Genomic DNA, 17,217 nt, shown 5'->3' with positions numbered 1-17,217 from the left:
ATTGGATACATTTACACGGCACTCTTCCGTTATATTATACGGAGAGTACTTTTTTTTGAATAAAACGGTGATTAGTAGGCAGACTAGCAATGATTTGCTGTTTTCACCGCTCGGCAAGGACCGAGCTTTCCTTGTATGTCACGGGTTTTACATTGTGCTGTATAAAAATCTGGACGCAATTACGATAAGTGTAATTGATATGACCCCTCTCAACCACAAGAATCCTTCTAGAAGATTCTTTTAACAAACCAGAGATGGATATATCGGAAACGCTCCCAACTTTCAAAGTACATGGCTCGAATTTGCCGCGCTTTCATTTGCAGATGTAACCAATTGTCAAATGGAGAAATAAAGGAGAATGAATATTTTGACGAAGTTTTCAGAATTAAATATTAGTGAAACAACACAAAACGCTTTGCTACGCATGGGGTTTGAAGAGGCAACGCCAATCCAAGAAGGTACAATCACTTTTGGTATGGAAGGCCGCGACGTAATCGGGCAAGCGCAAACAGGTACTGGTAAAACAGCAGCATTTGGTATTCCGATCATTGAAAAGTTGGATCCGAAGAGTACTGCGGTTCAAGCGCTGGTCATCGCACCAACTCGTGAATTGGCAATCCAAGTATCAGAAGAAATTTATAAAGTCGGCTACGGTAGCCGTGCGAAGGTTCTTTCTGTTTATGGCGGACAAGAAATCGGACGTCAAATTCGTGCACTTCGTAATAATCCAAACATCGTAGTCGGTACACCGGGACGTATTTTGGATCATATTAACCGTAAAACATTGAAGCTTGATCACGTTCAAACACTTGTTTTGGACGAAGCAGATGAAATGTTGAACATGGGATTCATCGAAGATATCAATACAATTCTTGCAAGCGTACCGGCCGAGCGTCAGACGTTGCTATTCTCAGCGACTATGCCTGCTCCAATCCGTAAAATTGCAGAAACTTTCATGAAAAACCCAGAAATGGTGAAAATCAAATCAAAAGAAATGACTGTTGAGAACATTGAGCAGTTCTTCGTAAAGTCTCATGAACGTGAGAAATTTGATGTGCTATCAAGATTGTTGAACGTTCAACAGCCTGAACTAGCTATCGTATTCGGACGTACAAAACGCCGTGTAGATGAGTTGGCTCACGCACTAAGTATCCGTGGTTATATCGCTGAAGGAATTCACGGTGACTTGACACAAGCAAAACGTATGTCAGTTTTACGTCAGTTCAAAGACAATAAAATTGATGTACTTGTTGCGACAGATGTAGCGGCACGTGGATTGGATATCTCGGGCGTAACACACGTTTACAACTTTGACATTCCACAAGATCCAGAGAGCTATGTTCACCGTATCGGTCGTACAGGCCGTGCTGGTAAAAACGGAGTGGCTGTTACATTCGTAACACCACGTGAAATGGGTTACCTTCGTATCGTTGAGGAAACGACTAAGAAGCGTATGACTCCATTACGCCCACCAACTTCTGACGAGGCATTGCTTGAACAGAAGAAAAATGCAGTGGATTCCTTGGTGGAAGTAATTGAACAGAACAATTCAGAGGATTATGCTGGATTAGCAGCACAATTGCTTGAGAAACATGATGCGAAAGAAGTTGTGGCGGCAGCACTTAAGTCATTGACTAAGAGTGTTGATGAGACTCCTGTAACTATTTCAGAAGAGCGCCCACTACCTTCACGCAGACCATCTTCATCACGTTCCGGTGGCGGCTATAAAGGCGGCAATCGTAGCGGTGGCGGACGTTCTCAAGGAGGACGCGGCAGAAGTTCATCAGCTGGCGGATCAACTAGACGTAGTAGCGGACCTCGCGATGGCGCTAGAAGAGATGGCGGATCAAGACGCAGCAGTAGCAATCGTTCAGAACGCTAAGAATAACAAGTATAAAATCCGGGCCTGCATTATAGCAGCCCGGATTTTTTTGTCGTGAATATGATATGATCGATGAGAGTGAAACGTTTTTACAATTGTTACGTATATATCAGTAGAAATTCGAAAAGGGGTGGTCTTGTGAGACGACAACCTTCAAATCAACTATCCAAAAAAGGATTAACAGTTTGGAGACTATATGGAACGATTCAAAGTGTGATCATACTAGCAATCGCAGTTGGATTAGGTTTTTTATCATACTTTTTTGATTGGTCAAATTGGGTTATGTTCGCCGTGGCAGTGGTTGTATTAGTAAATGCGTATTTATCCATTTATTTATTCCCGAAAATTCGTTGGCAACGTTGGCGCTATGAAGTGCGTGAAGCGGAAATCGAGCTTCAGCATGGATTGTTCATCGTCAATCGTACGCTCATTCCAATGGTTCGCGTTCAGCATGTGGATACGGCGGAAGGACCCATTTTGCGTAAGTATGGTCTAGCCTCCATCACAATCTCTACTGCAGCGACCAATCATTCCATTCCGGCGCTTGTGACGGAAGAAGCAGATGAACTACGCAACCGTATTTCCACGTTTGCAAGGGTGGCGAAAGATGATGTCTGAACCACGTTATAAACTTCATTGGATATCAGCTGTTGTCGAGACGGCGAAAGCATTAAAAGAGTTGATTGGTCCGTTCGTCATCTTGGTTTTCGTTAATGGTTTCAAAGGAGAAAGTACAGCGCCATGGTATATCCAGTATTGGTCGTTGATTTTATTTGGCGTGCTTCTCGTATTTACATTAGTTTCGGGTATTGTGAAATGGCGCCGTTTTGATTACTGGTTTGAAGATCAGGAGTTGCGCATCGTATCGGGTTTGTTTGTACGGAAAAAACGTTACATTCCATTCGAACGTATTCAAAGTCTAGATTACACTGAAGGTATTTTTCATCGGCCATTTCAGTTGGTTAAGGTCAAAATTGAAACAGCAGGTTCGTCATCCGGTAAAGATGCAGAAGCTGAATTAACTGCAATCACGAAGGAAGCGGCGCAACAAATTGAAAAAGAAATTAAGCAGTCGAAAAAAATGAAAGTTCTAGGTCCCGAACCGGCATTATTTGATCAAATAGAGTGGCAGTTGATACGAGAGCCGGAAGAAGTGCAGATAGCGCAGCAACCCGCACCAGTAATTTTCTCTATGACGACCAGTGACTTGCTTATGCTTGCGACAACTTCCGGTGGGATTGGAGTTATTTTATCCGGTGCGATCGTATTCCTGTCGCAAATTGAGGAACTCATTCCGTATGACTGGTTGTTTGGAGAACTGAAATCTTTCATCCGCATCGGTGTTTTCGTCGTTGCGATTTTAGTAGTACTTGGTTTCCTGATCGTTTGGTTGTTATCTGTCGCGATGACATTCCTTGCAAATTATGATTTCAAAGTCATACGTGAGAAAGATAATTTAGTCATCACACGTGGGTTGCTCGAGAAGAAGCGAGTTACTGTGCCATTGAAACGCGTACAAAATATCACCATCACAGAAAATCCTATCCGTCAGCTATTCGGCTATGGAGCGGTCATCATCAATAGTGCGGGAGGAGTGGGAGAAGGTTCACGAATCAAACTTTTCCCGTTGGCAAAACGAAATAGCATGATTGAACCATTGCAGGAGCTATTTCCAAATATGGATTTCAGTGAACCGACAAAGAAAATTGGCGGAAGAGGAAAACGTTTCTACTATCGTTTTAAGTTACTTGTCACACTACTACCGATAGCGATTGTCACGTACAACTTTTTCCCATATGGATTGCTTATGTTGTTACTATTACCATTAGTAGGTTTGCACGGTATATGGCAATACAAAACAGCGGCCTATACCATCTTGACGAAACAATTGACGATGCGTTTTCGCACAATCAGCCGACAGACGGTGTTTACGGAGAAGAATCGGATTCAGTCAATGGAGTTAGATCAGAATTATTTCCATCGGAGAAAAAAGGTCGCGACCCTTACGGTAAACGTCAAATCTGGCATGACACTCGATGCCCCAGCCATTCGCCACATGCCGCAGGAGGATGCAGAAGAGTTCTTGTCTTGGTATGAGTTCCATCCAGAAAGCACAGAATCACAAATAGAGCCAGACAACTAAACTTGTCTGGTTTTTGGTTCTCAATGAAAGTAGAAAGGCTGGCAGGGGGTAGTGGAAATCCCCTCGTACTCACTAATTCACTCTCTACTTCATCGCAATTCAAAAAGTCAGACAAGGATACACCCCCGTCTGACTTTGCATTACACTACTTTTTTCGCCAACTGACAATGTTCTTCGGATTGAAGTAGCTCAGCCCAATCAGGAAGCCTGTGAGCAGGCCTGCAATGTGGGCTGTCACGTTGATATTCGTTCCAACAAACGTCATCACAACACTAATGACGATAATCGGTAAAATAACTTGTCTCAACTGTGGAAACGCATGCTTCGTGTAATAGACAAGCGCACCAAACGCGCCGAACACGCCGAAGATCGCACCGCTTGCACCGACGTGCGTATAGGCGGCGGGTTGCACGAAGTATGTTGCGATATCGCCGAATAAGCCCGCTAACATATATACTGTAATAAACCGTGCTTTCCCTGCGATTTTCTCAAGTTCCGGTCCGAAAACGAATAGCGAGAACATGTTAAATAGTAAATGCATGAAACCGCCATGCAAAAACATAGGGGTTATTAAGCGCCAATACTCTCCGTTCGCAATGAGCAAGTTGTCTCCCAAGCCGAATAAAAAGAGCTGATCGCCAATGCCGGGAATCAATGTATAGATAAATATCCCGATATTTAAGGCGAGCAAAAATGTCACGACAGGATAGGCGCGAACATATTGTGAAAAGTTTTCCGTTCTTATAAACATGGTTTCACCTCAATCTTCTGTACTGATTATACATATTATTTAACTTGAAGGGAAAGGAGTTGTTCAATTTGATTCAAGGAATTGGATTAGACATCGTGGAATTAGATCGAATAGCTCGCTTGGATAGCCAGGGTGCAAAATTCAGAGAGCGTATATTGTCTAAAAGGGAACTGCAAGTATATGAAACGTTGAGTGGCCACCGTAAAAATGAATACTTGGCGGGGCGGTTCGCGGCTAAAGAGGCATTCTCAAAAGCGCGAGGGACTGGAATCGGAACAGATTGCAGTTTTCTAGACATTGAAGTCATTTCAGAAGCAAGTGGCCGCCCAGTATTGTACTTCCATAGTCAACTGGTTCAAGGGTTCATTAGCATTACGCATACCCAAAGTGTAGCGGCTGCACAAGTGGTCCTAATGGAATCCTGAAGGCGTCTAAATAGAATTTAAAACAAGCTCGCATAATCGATTCATCCCTCTCATAAGATAAGCTACCCGAATTGATTGGAGAAAGGATGAAAAGAATGCGGAAAAAAATTATCTTGTTAACAGTCGTCGCCGTTATGTTAGTACTAGGAGGATGTGGTAAACCTTCTAAAGAAGATGTCATGAAGAAACTTAGCAATAAGTGGAACGAAACAAAGGGGTATGAGTTAAATGCTTCAATGGAAATCAAAACAGGTTCAGAGCCTCGGATGTACAATGTGGAAGTATGGCATACTAAGCCAGAGTTTTACAAAGTGAATGTGACACAATCGGGGAATGAAGAGTCGCAAATGATCGTTCGTAATGAAGAAGGCGTGTTCGTTATTACGCCGTCACTCGGCAAAACATATAAATTCCAAAGTGACTGGCCGGCTCAAAACAGTCAAGGGTATCTGATCGGAACGCTTGCTGAAGATATTAAGGCGGACAAAGCAGCAGTCATGGAAGAAAAGGAAAAAGAGTATATCTTTGAAACAGCGACACGCAATAATCATAAGTCACTTTTACCAACTCAGAAAATTCATATTGATAAAAAGACTTTGTTACCAAGCAAGGTGACGATCCATGATGAAGCGGGTGAAGAAAAGATTTCCATTAAATTCGATAAAATCGCCTTGGGTGTAGAGCATAAAGTTGCAGAGTATAAGGTAGAAATGGATAAACCGAAGGCAGACGGAGATCAAGCCGAATCTGATGGAGAAGCAAAAGAAGGTGATGGGGAAGATCAGGCTAAGGTAGATCAACAAACTTACTATCCGGTTGCTAATTTACAAGGTACGACACTGTCAGAGGAGAAGAGCGTGGAAATTGAGAACGGTCAGCGTGTTATCATGACATTCAGTGGAGATAAAGAATATGTTGTAATTCAGGAGCCAGCTGAAAAGCCTTTAAATCAAATGCCTGTATCCATCGAGGGTGATCCAGTTGATCTAGGTTTCGCAGTAGCGGCATTGACGGATAAATCCATTCACTGGGAAGCGAATGGCATGGCGTTCTTTGTTGCATCCGACATGTTAAGTAAAGAAGAATTGATCACTGTAGCAAATTCGATGACAGCGACAGAATCCAAATAACAATGCCTGAATCAATTGACTAGACTATGCCTTAGGATAGATAATTATTTCATGCGACAGTCTATCCTGTAAAGAGGTGGAAGGAAATGTTTAACGAAACACAATATCGCCCAACACGAGCGGTTATTAATACAGCAGCTATTGAGCAAAATGCACAACACCTTATTTCTTATTTACCTAAAGAAACCAAGTTGATCGCGGTCGTCAAATCGGATGGATACGGTCATGGAGTAGCACAGGCTGCTTCCGCTGCATTGCAAGCGGGAGCAGACATGTTTGCCGTTGCCACCCCTGATGAAGCGATGACGCTCAGGAAAACACAACCGACCACCGATATTCTCGTGCTGGGATTTTCACCGGTATCATTTGCCGCTGTAGCGGCAAAACATCGCATTATTTTAACGGTCACAAGTGAAAATTGGGTAAAACAAGTACGGGCACAACAACCATTTGATAATAAATGTAGGATTCATGTAAAAATCGACAGTGGAATGGGTAGAATTGGAGTGCGGACTGAAGAGGAGCTAACGCGATTGGCAAAGTCTATTCAACAGTCCGATTTATCTATTGATGGTGTATTCACGCATTTTGCACGTGCAGATGAAGAAAATCGGGAACCAACACAGCGACAGTTTGAACGATTCATGCGCTTAGTGAGTTGTTTGCCTGAAAAACCGCGTCTCATTCATGCGTCAAATAGCGCGGGGATTTTGTTGTTTCCTGAATACGCACTTGACGCTGTCCGTTTTGGCATAAGCTTGTACGGTATTCCGCCGTCTCATATCGTCGCTAAGCAGTTGCCGTTTAAGCTTGAACGAGCGTTGACGATTGAAACCGAATTAACTTACGTGAAGCAGATGGCGGCTGGCGAGGAGATTAGCTATGGTGGTACGTATAAAGCAGCTGAAGGTGAATGGATCGGTACATTACCAGTGGGCTATGCGGATGGGCTGAGGCGTTCGCTAAGAGGTCAGGAAGTACTGATCGATGGCAAGAGGGTACCAATTGTTGGCACCATTTGTATGGACCAATGCATGATCCGATTACCACGTGAATATCCCGAAGGTGAAAAGGTAATATTGATCGGCAAACAGGGAAACGAAGAAATAATGATAGAAGAATGGTCTGAACGCCTAAATACGATACCCTATGAAGTGGCTGTAACAATTTCTACACGAATACCTAGAGTCTATACGTAAAAAACGTCGAAGCTATCTGGCGAAATATATGACGCGACGGCCCTTCAATTCGACATACTACTGACGAAACTAGTATTTCTTGTCAAAACACTTCAAACCTTGTCTTTTCATATTCCAATATAAATGGTAAGATAGAAATGATATAGAAATAGAGGGATGGGTTTGTCGGAGGTGCTCGATTTGCGTACGGATAAAAACGATAAAAGAATACTTAGTATAGCCTCAACCAGATTGCAACAGCAAAATGAAGACGCGATCTTTCAATGGGAGCAAGTGCAAGAAGATTTCGTTTATACGACAGATGTGAAACATATCAAACATGGTGAAGCTTCCTTATTACGTGAAGCCATGATTAGAGGTTATGTGGAAATGTCGCAAATCAACCTCAACATAGCGGCAGAATGTTTATATGCGGAATTTGAAGCTCAGCATACCGTAGAACGTTGCGTCAGCGGAGGATGAAAAGTTGGCAATTAAACGCGGAGACGTCTTTTTTGCAGATTTGTCACCTGTAGTCGGTTCTGAACAGGGTGGGACCAGACCGGTACTAATCATCCAAAATGATATCGGTAACCGATTCAGTCCTACAGTGATTGTGGCAGCCATTACTGCACAAATACAAAAAGCAAAATTGCCGACACATGTCGAAATTACAGCGGCACGGCATGGATTCGAGCGGGATTCAGTCATCCTGCTCGAGCAAGTCCGCACAATCGACAAGTCAAGGCTTACAGACAAAATAACACACTTAGACGATGCGTTAATGAAGCAAGTCGACGAAGCTTTACAAGTAAGCTTCGGACTTATTAAATTTTAGCATACATATACTACTAACTTTTATTGCAGATGGCGCCAGTAACTAATGGCCCCTGAAAACACTATAGCCAACCGGTTATAGTGTTTTTTTTTATAGTAATTTCAAAAAAAGATGGTTAAAAACATGTAGTTTGTAGAGAAATTCGATACAATAGGGTTAACTGAAGATGTAGGGAGGAACAAATAACGATGAACGAAGTCATGAAAAAAGGTATAGCCGAGAATATAGATGTAATCACTACGCGCTGGGTAGAAGAAATGAAAGAGAATGCTGATGAGCGTTTTCTAGATTTAATGCCAGCAGCCGTAGTAGCTACAACTAGTAGAGAGTTTGCAGATTTGATGACATCTAATCTATCGTACCGTGAAACAGTGGACAAGGCACGATTGGATGAGTTTACGGAGAAAATCATTCATTTTGGATGGTCAATTAAGTTTATCAATCGGGCAATTGATACGTTTTCTAGCGTCGTATATGATCTATTCTTTGAGACGGGGATTTTACAGGACTCCAACTTGCGCGAAGGGGTTACTATCTTCTCAAACTGGATCAATCCGCTAAGAGAGAGCATCATTGAAGAATATGCTACGAAGTGGGAACGTACGGACAGCTTGCAGAAGATTGCATTGCAAGAACTATCGGCTTCTTTGATTCCGGTATTCGACAAGATATCTGTCATGCCGTTGGTCGGTACAATTGATACAGAACGTGCGAAATTGATTATGGAAAATCTATTGGAGGGTGTTGTCAAGCAACGCGCTGAAGTCGTGTTACTTGATATTACAGGTGTTCCGGTAGTAGATACAATGGTTGCGCACCATATCATCCAAGCGGCTGACGCGGTTCGTCTAGTAGGCGCAAAATGTATGCTAGTTGGAATTCGTCCGGAAATTGCGCAGACTATTGTGACTCTTGGTATTAATCTTACAGACTTCTCAACGACAAGCACGTTACGCAGAGGGATGCAGAAAGCGCTTGAAATGACAGGACGGACAATTGTGGAGGAGGAAAAGTAGTATGAAGATGCGAATTCCAATTCTAAAGCTAAAAGACACGTTGATTGTATCTATTCAAGTAGAGCTTGATGATCAGACAGCTTTACAATTCCAGGAAGATTTATTGAATCAATTGCATAAAACGTCTGCACGAGGCGTTGTAATAGATTTGACACCCATTGACTTTATTGATTCATTCATTGCAAAAGTGCTAGGTGATGTTATTCATATGACAAGTCTGATGGGTGCGAAAGTAGTTATCACAGGTATTCAACCATCTGTAGCCATCACGTTAATTGAATTAGGTATCCGTTTAGAGAACGTGACAACTGCATTGGATCTAGAGAATGGGCTAGAGAAATTGACTAGAGAATTGGAGGCCTGACCATGGAACACAGGTCTTCTATAGAGATCAAGACGGAGTGGGATATTGTTGCCGCTAGACAATTGGGTCGTAATGAGGCGAAAAGTACGGGCTTTGGGACAGTCGACCAAGCGAGAATAACAACTGCCATTAGTGAATTAGCAAGGAATATATATCTTTACGCAGGAAAAGGTCGAATCGAAATTGTGCCTATCACAGTAGGCAACCGGGTTGGTTTACTTATTACTGCTTCCGATGAAGGACCAGGAATTCCTGATTTGCAAAAAGTTATGACAGATGGCTATACAACTTCCGGAGGATTGGGTGCAGGAATGCCAGGAGTTAAACGATTGATGGATGATTTTCGTATAGAAACAGAAGTGGGCGTAGGTACCACTATTACAGCGACGAAATGGTTGCACTAGGAGTTGAAGGGTATTGCCACAAGAGGCGGGTAAGCAGTATAAGCAAATGCTGGAGAATTATCTGCACTCCAAAGGAGAAGAAGATCTCTATTTGGGACAGCAATTCAGCCGCAGCTTCATAGAAAAAAGTATTGCGCCGGAAGACGTCATTAGTATTCATAAAAATTCTATTGAAGAATTAATTAAAGATTTGCCGGCCGATGTCAGTGTGTCATTCGATTTTTTAATTGAAATGATGATTCATTATGGACTGGCGCTTAAAGAGCATCAGAGCTTGATCCGCAAACAAGAAGCCATTCAAACAGAGATGGATATTGCTGTTAGAGTACAAAACACTTTGTTGCAAACGACAACTCCTGTGTTGGAGGGTCTCGATATAGGTTGGATTTCCAGACCATCGAAGCAAATGAATGGAGATTATGTGTATTTTCTAAAGGAAACAGAACAAGAAGTTTGCTTGGCTGTAGCTGACATAATCGGAAAAGGCATGTCAGCAGCTATGCATATGTCTATGGTGAAGTTTGGTATGGATAGTCTGCGATATGAGAAAAGAAATCCTTTTGAAGTGTTGAGCTTTATCAATAAAATGGTGGAACAAAGTATTGCTGATTCTATGTTTATTTCCATGTTTTATGGGAAATACGATACCGAAAATTCGGTATTTCGCTATTCTTCGGCTGGACATGAGCCGGCTCTATTTTATCGTGCGGCGGAAGATTCGTACAGTTTGCTTGAAAGTAAAGGTCTGTTACTTGGTGTTCAAGAAGAAGCGGTATATGAAGAACGAACAGTGCGTCTTGAAGATAATGATTTCATTGCAATTATGACGGATGGTGTAACGGAAACCAGAACTGATATAGGTTTCATTGAAATGGATATTATAGAAAACTTATTGCGGGAAGTACGTTCGGAAAGTGCACAAGCGATGGTTGACTATTTATTTAACGAGCTTTCTAAGATGCAGGATTATGAATTGCATGATGACTTTACGCTCGTAGTTTTGAAAAAAACGAAGTAAAGGTTTAAGAAATTAAAGAATGGGTATAAAACAATGAGGGTGAAGTGGGTATGATTAAGTTGTACCTTCATAGAAAATAGAGAAAATGATCGGGGTGTCGAAATGAATTTACAAGTTGAGCAAGTTGATAAAAATCTCGTACATAACTTTAAAGTTATCGGAGAGATCGATATATATACAGCGCCAAAGTTGAAAGAGCATTTGGCAACTTTGGAGTTAGTAGAAGGAATTGAAGTTGAATTAGACCTTTCCGAAGTGAATTATATGGACAGTACAGGTTTAGGCATATTTGTCGGATTCTATAAAGAAGTAAAAGCGTATAATGGAAAATTAGTGATTAAAGGACTAAACCAACGCCTTTACCGTTTGTTTGAAATCACGGGCCTCAATGAGATTATGGAGATAGAACAATCTAAAGGTGGCGAAGACAATGCAAGCGTTTGATTACATTGAAATAAAAGTTCCGGCAAAAGCCCAGTACGTAGGTGTAGCCCGTTTAGCTATATCAGGTCTTGCGAGTCGCATAGGGTTTACATATGATGAAATTGAAGACTTGAAGATTGCTGCAAGTGAAGCGGTGACGAATGCTGTGCAACACGCATACAATGATGAAAAAACGGGTGAAGTAATCCTAGGGTGTGCCCTTTATAAAGATCGTCTAGAAATTGTTGTGACAGACCATGGTCAAAGCTTTGATTTTGAAGAAACAAAGAAAAAAGTTGGTCCTTATCAAGACTGGAATGAAGAATCGCCTCTTAGAGAAGGTGGATTGGGACTGTACTTGATGGAAACTTTAATGGATGAAGTCAAAGTTGACCATGGGGAGGGTGTCATTGTTTTCATGACCAAATATTTGGGCAGAGAGCGGGGAGAGGACCATGTCAAATCAACAGTCTTCTCGTGACAATGAGACAAAAGAGCAAGTCATTAAATGGATACATGAATACCAGGAGAATAATGACGACTATGCGCAGACGCAACTAGTCCTACATTATGAGCGACTGGTACACTCAATTGCGCGCAAATACTCGCGTGGACAATCGCATCATGAAGACATTGTCCAGGCGGGAATGCTAGGACTATTAGGCGCAATACGAAGATATGATCCCGAACAGGGACGGAATTTCGAGGCGTTTGCTGTACCGACAATTATCGGGGAAATCAAACGTTTCCTTCGTGATAAAACATGGGCTGTTCATGTGCCGCGAAGAATCAAGGAGTTAGGGCCGAAAATCAAAGCGGCGGTTGAAACGTTAACGACTGAATTTCAGCGATCGCCAATGGTCTATGAAATAGCGGAATACCTAGGTACTGATGAGGAATTAGTGCTTGAGGCGATGGAGATGGGCAGAAGCTATCAAGCGCTATCAATTGACCATACATTAGACGCGGATTCAGAAGGTGGAACCATTACACTGCTTGATATTATTGGTGAGACGGATGACGGTTTTGAAAAAACAGATCAGCGTATGCTAGTTTTGAATGCACTGAACGTTTTAACTGAGCGTGAACGTCAGATTATCCAGTATACATATATCGATCAGATGAGTCAGAAAGAAGCCGGAGAATTACTTGATATTTCTCAAATGCATGTTTCGAGACTGCAACGGAAAGCAATCAAGAAGTTGCAAGAAGTAATCCTAACGAGTGGTGGTGCAAATTAGTGGAAACTTTTGAGAATGACTATGTAGAGGCATATATATTCCAACAGTCCAAAAAAGGTAATAAAGATTCTGGGGATGCATACTACATTCATTCAGAAGAAGATTATTTCATCTGTGCTATTGCAGACGGCTTAGGCAGTGGAACAGAAGCGAAAGAATCTGCTGAAATAATTCCACAAGTCTTAAAGTTGTATCACCATGAATCACCTGACGATTTGTTACTGCGTTGTAATAAACAGATGTTACATAAACGTGGCGCGGCAGTAGGGATTGTAAAAGTGTATTTTGAACAACAAACTTTGGAATATAGTTGTGTCGGTAATATCCGAATCTATATCCTACAATCAAATGGTCAGATGATTTATCCTTTACCAGTAATGGGTTATCTATCCGGACGACCACAATCGCCCCGTACGCAAAGGTATCCTTATAACAAGAATGACCGGTTCTTCCTCCATTCTGATGGCGTAAACTTGCGAAGTCCTAAAAAGTACTTGCAAGAAAACTCCACTTCTTATCAATTATATAAAAAGGTTGAACGTACAATTGAAGATAATGATGATGCGACATTCATCGCAGCAAGCCTGCTTCATTAAGTTGAAGCGGCTTTTTTGTGTTTGAAAATAAAATAGTTGCAGAAGGAAACTGCGTTAGAAACATGCTATTATATGGAAAGAAGAGAGGGTGGTTGAATTGTCAAAAGATCTTATGGAAGCAACAGCAAGCCGCGCAGGAATCAGTAAACGCCAAACGGCAAGTGTCATCGCTCTGTTGGAAGAAGGCAACACTGTACCTTTTATTGCGCGCTATCGAAAAGAAGCAACAGGTTCACTTGATGAAGTACAAATCAAGGAAATTGAAGATGCCTATCATTATATCAAGTCGCTTGAACAGCGAAAAGAAGAAGTTCTGCGTTTAATCGATGAACAAGGGAAGTTGGATGATACGTTAAAGGCAGATATTGAGCGTGCAACGGTATTGCAACGAATCGAAGATTTGTACCGCCCTTATAAACAAAAACGACGTACGAAAGCGATGATTGCGATTGAAAACGGCTTGGAACCTCTTGCTGACCAATTAATACAGCAGTCATCTGTGAATATTGAGACTACAGCACAAGCCTATATCAATCTTGAAAAAGAAATCCTTACAATAGAAGATGCGTTAGAAGGCGCTAAGTTCATCATTGCGGAAAGAGTATCGGAAGACGCGACAATGCGTGAAAAGATTCGTAAAATCACATGGGCATCTGGGAAACTGACTGCTACCCTGAAAAAGGATGCGGAAGATGAACGGAAAATTTTTGAAAACTACTATGAATATGAAGAACCACTCAGTAAAATCGTGCCTCACCGCGTTTTAGCTATTAATCGAGGAGAAAAAGAGAATGTGCTACGTGTGGGGGTTGGTTTCCCGGCTGATCGCATCATTGGGGATCTCGAGCGTACGTATCTAAAGCGACACCCTTCTTCATCTGCGGTATATATAAGAGAAGCGTTAGAGGATTCTTTCAAACGATTAATTGCCCCTTCAATAGAGAGAGAAGTACGAACGACGTTAACTGAAAAAGCGGAAACGCAGGCAATTCACGTGTTTTCGGAAAATCTTCGGAGCCTTCTATTACAGCCGCCGTTAAAAGGTAGAACAGTACTAGGCGTAGATCCAGCGTTCAGAACAGGATGTAAACTTGCGGTAGTAGACGAAACGGGAAAGCTTCAGGATATCTCTGTCATATATCCTCACCCACCGAAACCGCAGAAAGAAGCGTCAAAAAAAGTAATACTAGATTTATTGAAGACATATCCGATTTCTATTATTGCGATTGGTAACGGAACTGCATCACGCGAAACGGAAAAGTTCATCGCCGATCTAATTAAAGAAGTGGATGAGCCGGTTTCTTACGTAATTGTCAATGAAGCAGGAGCGAGTGTATATTCAGCATCTGCAAAAGCACGGGAAGAGTTCCCGGACCTGCAGGTAGAGCAAAGAAGTGCGGTATCCATTGCGCGAAGACTGCAAGACCCTTTGTCTGAACTCGTGAAAATTGATCCAGAATCTATTGGTGTGGGGCAATACCAGCATGACGTAGCAAAAAAGAATTTGACAGAATCACTTTCATTTGTCGTGGAAACAGCGGTGAACCGAGTAGGGGTGAATGTCAATACTGCTTCATCTTCGCTATTACAGTACGTTTCAGGTCTATCAAAAGCCGTGGCGGAGAACATTGTCAAGGCTAGAGAAGATGCAGGAAAGTTCACAAAACGTACAGAGTTGAAAAAGGTACCGAGGCTCGGTGCGAAAACGTATGAACAGGCAATTGGCTTCTTACGCATACCGGAATCGAGAGAGCGCTTTGACTCGACAGGAATTCATCCAGAGAGTTATAAAGTGGCAGAAGCAGTATTGAAAGAGTTGCAACTTGACAAGTCCCAGCTTGGTACAGAAGAAGCGACGACTGCTCTTGAACACGTGGATATCCCGCCACTTGCTGCGCAGTTAGACGTGGGAGAGATCACATTGCAAGATATTATCCAAACATTACAGCGGCCAAATCGTGACCCGCGTGACGATTATCCGCAACCTTTATTGAAAGCGGATGTACTCGATATTAAAGATGTACATGAAGGAATGGAAATGCAGGGAACAGTGCGCAACGTAGTGGATTTCGGTGCATTTATAGACATAGGTGTTTCGGAAGATGGATTAGTTCACATATCCAAAATGAAAAATGGCTATGTCAAGCATCCTTTAGATGTAGTGGCATCCGGTGATATTGTTACAGTATGGATTGATTCTGTTGATCGTCAGAAAGGGCGTATCGCATTATCCATGCTTCCCCTTAAGAAATAAAGGAGAGAATCAGCATGTCAGAAGAATATTTACAGCAGCTGGTTGAGCAGATTTCATTGGAAATTTTCCATAAGCCGTTTGTCCATCAAGCGATTTTTAATAGTAGACTGCGGACGACGGGTGGTCGCTACAAGTTAAGTAATCATTATATAGAGATTAATCCGTTAGTGATTAAGCTTCATGATGAAGAAGAATTAATCGGGATCATTAAACATGAACTTTGCCATTATCACCTTCATATAGAAGGAAAGGGATATAAACACGGAGATTCGGATTTTAAAAAGCTGCTAAAAGAGACGAATTCACCCCGTCATTGCAAGCCGCTTACGGAACGCCGAGCGAAAAGTACAATAATCCATTTATATCGTTGTACAGCTTGCGGATTGGATTATCCTAGACGCAGAAGAATGAATTGTGCGAAGTATCGCTGTGGAAAATGTGCAGGGGAGATTTCAAAAGTGAAGTGAAGACATGAAAGGCATTCAATCTTAGCGATTGGATGCCTTTTATATAATGGGACAAACAGAAGCGAAAGAAGACTTTGTGGCTTGAGATTTTTTAATTGAAAAGGTTGTCATATCAACGATTCAAAGCGCATTGAAAAGTTATTTAAAAAAGATTGCTTAAAAAGGTTGACGAACGGCAAGACCCTGTCTATAATAGTAAAAGTCGACTAAGACAAGCGCAACAAACGGTTTGCTTGCTGAAGCGTCAATATAACTTAGGCCCCTTGGTCAAGCGGTTAAGACACCGCCCTTTCACGGCGGTATCACGGGTTCGAATCCCGTAGGGGTCACTTTTAATAAAACAAACAAATCCCTGAAGATTTGATAGTAGGTTATCATTGATGGGGTATAGCCAAGCGGTAAGGCAACGGACTTTGACTCCGTCACTCGTTGGTTCGAATCCAGCTACCCCAGCCATTTTTACTGCGTATTACACGCGTTAAAGAGATCAAAGGTATTTGGAATGATTTGTTCCTTTCATTTTAATATGAGCCGTTAGCTCAGTCGGTAGAGCATCTGACTTTTAATCAGAGGGTCACAGGTTCGAATCCTGTACGGCTCACCATTCAATTTAAAAAAGTTAAAAAGTTTTTAAGAAAGCTCTTGACTTATTAAACTGAAGGTGTATACTAGTAATTGTCGCTAAAACAAAGCGGTAGTGGCGGAACGGCAGACGCGCTAGGTTGAGGGCCTAGTGGGGGTTAACCCCGTGGAGGTTCAAATCCTCTTTACCGCACCAAACATTCTCACCATTACAATTCAATTACAAATTATATGCGGGTATAGTTTAGTGGTAAAACCTCAGCCTTCCAAGCTGATGATGGGAGTTCGATTCTCCCTACCCGCTCCATTATTTTAAAAACAAATGAACCTTGAAAACTGAACAGCAAAACGTTAACGAAATACATTTTGTACACCTAACGGTGACACAAACAAAATGAGTATCTTAATTGATGCCAGCAAATGAAACTCGAGCTAATCGAATTTTCATTTTACTGACTGACAAGATGTAGTGAAGTACTAGGAGATGAAGGAGAGAAGGAGGGAG

General features: G+C 42.0%; 19 protein-coding genes and 5 tRNA genes. 23 read left to right on the top strand and 1 reads right to left on the bottom strand.

All coding sequences use genetic code 11. The annotated features are described in order from the left end of the window. Positions 1–367 precede the first annotated feature (367 nt). From cshA to CSV75_RS09660, 3 genes are all read left to right on the top strand, one after another. Positions 368–1,882, top strand: coding sequence for a degradosome RNA helicase CshA (cshA, locus tag CSV75_RS09670; RefSeq protein WP_099675690.1), 1,515 nt, complete (start codon positions 368–370; stop codon positions 1,880–1,882). Between the two features lie 138 nt (positions 1,883–2,020). After that, the gene (locus tag CSV75_RS09665) at positions 2,021–2,500 is read left to right on the top strand and encodes a PH domain-containing protein (RefSeq protein ID WP_099675689.1); all 480 of its coding nucleotides are present in this window, start codon (positions 2,021–2,023) and stop codon (positions 2,498–2,500) included. Further along, positions 2,490–4,025 carry a PH domain-containing protein gene (locus CSV75_RS09660; protein ID WP_158231643.1) on the top strand — a complete coding sequence of 512 codons (1,536 nt, stop codon included), beginning with the start codon at positions 2,490–2,492 and terminating at the stop codon, positions 4,023–4,025. The genes CSV75_RS09665 and CSV75_RS09660 overlap by 11 nt, the downstream gene beginning before the upstream one ends. Positions 4,026–4,170: 145 nt before the next feature. Here CSV75_RS09660 and CSV75_RS09655 read toward each other — a convergent pair whose 3' ends face one another. Beyond that, complete coding sequence (locus CSV75_RS09655; RefSeq protein ID WP_099632478.1) at positions 4,171–4,776, bottom strand: rhomboid family intramembrane serine protease; 606 nt, start codon at positions 4,774–4,776, stop codon at positions 4,171–4,173. Between the two features lie 68 nt (positions 4,777–4,844). Here CSV75_RS09655 and acpS point away from each other — a divergent pair, with 68 nt between their 5' ends. From acpS to CSV75_RS09555, 20 genes are all read left to right on the top strand, one after another. Further along, entirely contained in the window at positions 4,845–5,201 is a 357-nt protein-coding gene (gene acpS / locus CSV75_RS09650) for a holo-ACP synthase (protein ID WP_099675687.1), read from the top strand. A gap of 95 nt (positions 5,202–5,296) precedes the next feature. Next, positions 5,297–6,331 (top strand): LolA family protein, encoded by a 1,035-nt coding sequence (locus CSV75_RS09645; protein WP_099675686.1) that lies wholly within the window; start codon positions 5,297–5,299, stop codon positions 6,329–6,331. An 86-nt stretch (positions 6,332–6,417) separates the two neighbouring features. Next, the gene (alr, locus tag CSV75_RS09640) at positions 6,418–7,530 is read left to right on the top strand and encodes an alanine racemase (protein ID WP_099675685.1); all 1,113 of its coding nucleotides are present in this window, start codon (positions 6,418–6,420) and stop codon (positions 7,528–7,530) included. A 156-nt stretch (positions 7,531–7,686) separates the two neighbouring features. After that, positions 7,687–7,992 carry a transcriptional regulator gene (locus CSV75_RS16720; RefSeq protein ID WP_099628036.1) on the top strand — a complete coding sequence of 102 codons (306 nt, stop codon included), beginning with the start codon at positions 7,687–7,689 and terminating at the stop codon, positions 7,990–7,992. A 4-nt stretch (positions 7,993–7,996) separates the two neighbouring features. Continuing rightward, complete coding sequence (locus CSV75_RS09630; protein WP_029054722.1) at positions 7,997–8,347, top strand: type II toxin-antitoxin system PemK/MazF family toxin; 351 nt, start codon at positions 7,997–7,999, stop codon at positions 8,345–8,347. 188 nt (positions 8,348–8,535) lie between these two features. Beyond that, positions 8,536–9,363 carry an RsbT co-antagonist protein RsbRA gene (locus CSV75_RS09625; RefSeq protein WP_099675684.1) on the top strand — a complete coding sequence of 276 codons (828 nt, stop codon included), beginning with the start codon at positions 8,536–8,538 and terminating at the stop codon, positions 9,361–9,363. A gap of 1 nt (position 9,364) precedes the next feature. Then, positions 9,365–9,727, top strand: coding sequence for an STAS domain-containing protein (locus CSV75_RS09620; RefSeq protein WP_083034138.1), 363 nt, complete (start codon positions 9,365–9,367; stop codon positions 9,725–9,727). A gap of 2 nt (positions 9,728–9,729) precedes the next feature. Continuing rightward, complete coding sequence (locus CSV75_RS09615) at positions 9,730–10,131, top strand: anti-sigma regulatory factor (protein ID WP_099673664.1); 402 nt, start codon at positions 9,730–9,732, stop codon at positions 10,129–10,131. Positions 10,132–10,144: 13 nt separating this feature from the next. Then, a complete protein-coding gene (locus tag CSV75_RS09610) occupies positions 10,145–11,149 on the top strand; it encodes a PP2C family protein-serine/threonine phosphatase (RefSeq protein WP_199171341.1) in 1,005 nt (334 codons plus the stop codon). Positions 11,150–11,251: 102 nt separating this feature from the next. Then, a complete protein-coding gene (locus CSV75_RS09605) occupies positions 11,252–11,593 on the top strand; it encodes an STAS domain-containing protein (RefSeq protein WP_099675683.1) in 342 nt (113 codons plus the stop codon). Then, positions 11,580–12,053, top strand: a complete 474-nt coding sequence (gene rsbW / locus CSV75_RS09600; RefSeq protein WP_099673666.1) for an anti-sigma B factor RsbW — start codon at positions 11,580–11,582, stop codon at positions 12,051–12,053. The genes CSV75_RS09605 and rsbW overlap by 14 nt, the downstream gene beginning before the upstream one ends. Beyond that, entirely contained in the window at positions 12,028–12,813 is a 786-nt protein-coding gene (gene sigB / locus CSV75_RS09595) for an RNA polymerase sigma factor SigB (protein ID WP_099632486.1), read from the top strand. The genes rsbW and sigB overlap by 26 nt, the downstream gene beginning before the upstream one ends. Then, on the top strand, positions 12,813–13,409 hold the full coding sequence (locus CSV75_RS09590) for a PP2C family serine/threonine-protein phosphatase (RefSeq protein WP_099673667.1): 597 nt from the start codon (positions 12,813–12,815) through the stop codon (positions 13,407–13,409). Before sigB ends, CSV75_RS09590 begins: the two co-directional genes overlap by 1 nt. 112 nt (positions 13,410–13,521) lie before the next feature. Beyond that, positions 13,522–15,663 (top strand): Tex family protein, encoded by a 2,142-nt coding sequence (locus CSV75_RS09585; RefSeq protein WP_099675934.1) that lies wholly within the window; start codon positions 13,522–13,524, stop codon positions 15,661–15,663. 14 nt (positions 15,664–15,677) lie between these two features. Then, a complete protein-coding gene (locus CSV75_RS09580) occupies positions 15,678–16,130 on the top strand; it encodes a SprT family protein (protein WP_099632488.1) in 453 nt (150 codons plus the stop codon). A gap of 257 nt (positions 16,131–16,387) precedes the next feature. Beyond that, positions 16,388–16,459, top strand: a tRNA-Glu gene (locus CSV75_RS09575). Positions 16,460–16,511: 52 nt separating this feature from the next. Next, positions 16,512–16,586: transfer RNA gene (locus CSV75_RS09570), tRNA-Gln, on the top strand. A gap of 72 nt (positions 16,587–16,658) precedes the next feature. After that, a tRNA-Lys gene (locus tag CSV75_RS09565) sits at positions 16,659–16,734 on the top strand. An 87-nt stretch (positions 16,735–16,821) separates the two neighbouring features. After that, positions 16,822–16,908 (top strand) — tRNA-Leu (locus CSV75_RS09560). Positions 16,909–16,945: 37 nt separating this feature from the next. Next, positions 16,946–17,019 (top strand) — tRNA-Gly (locus CSV75_RS09555). Positions 17,020–17,217: the final 198 nt, after the last annotated feature.

The sequence above is a fragment of the Sporosarcina sp. P18a genome (assembly GCF_002743135.1).
Lineage (GTDB): Bacteria > Bacillota > Bacilli > Bacillales_A > Planococcaceae > Sporosarcina.
This window is presented reverse-complemented; position numbering and strand designations above follow the sequence as displayed.

Excerpts from the sequence above, each read along its gene's own strand:
- CSV75_RS09660 (WP_158231643.1), top strand. The coding sequence starts at position 2,490 with ATGATGTCTGAACCACGTTATAAACTTCATTGGATATCAGCTGTTGTC.
- CSV75_RS09655 (WP_099632478.1), bottom strand. The coding sequence starts at position 4,776 with ATGTTTATAAGAACGGAAAACTTTTCACAATATGTTCGCGCCTATCCT.
- CSV75_RS09645 (WP_099675686.1), top strand. The coding sequence starts at position 5,297 with ATGCGGAAAAAAATTATCTTGTTAACAGTCGTCGCCGTTATGTTAGTA.
- alr (WP_099675685.1), top strand. The coding sequence starts at position 6,418 with ATGTTTAACGAAACACAATATCGCCCAACACGAGCGGTTATTAATACA.
- CSV75_RS16720 (WP_099628036.1), top strand. The coding sequence starts at position 7,687 with ATGGGTTTGTCGGAGGTGCTCGATTTGCGTACGGATAAAAACGATAAA.
- CSV75_RS09625 (WP_099675684.1), top strand. The coding sequence starts at position 8,536 with ATGAACGAAGTCATGAAAAAAGGTATAGCCGAGAATATAGATGTAATC.
- CSV75_RS09620 (WP_083034138.1), top strand. The coding sequence starts at position 9,365 with ATGAAGATGCGAATTCCAATTCTAAAGCTAAAAGACACGTTGATTGTA.
- CSV75_RS09615 (WP_099673664.1), top strand. The coding sequence starts at position 9,730 with ATGGAACACAGGTCTTCTATAGAGATCAAGACGGAGTGGGATATTGTT.
- CSV75_RS09605 (WP_099675683.1), top strand. The coding sequence starts at position 11,252 with ATGAATTTACAAGTTGAGCAAGTTGATAAAAATCTCGTACATAACTTT.
- rsbW (WP_099673666.1), top strand. The coding sequence starts at position 11,580 with ATGCAAGCGTTTGATTACATTGAAATAAAAGTTCCGGCAAAAGCCCAG.
- sigB (WP_099632486.1), top strand. The coding sequence starts at position 12,028 with ATGTCAAATCAACAGTCTTCTCGTGACAATGAGACAAAAGAGCAAGTC.
- CSV75_RS09585 (WP_099675934.1), top strand. The coding sequence starts at position 13,522 with ATGGAAGCAACAGCAAGCCGCGCAGGAATCAGTAAACGCCAAACGGCA.
- CSV75_RS09580 (WP_099632488.1), top strand. The coding sequence starts at position 15,678 with ATGTCAGAAGAATATTTACAGCAGCTGGTTGAGCAGATTTCATTGGAA.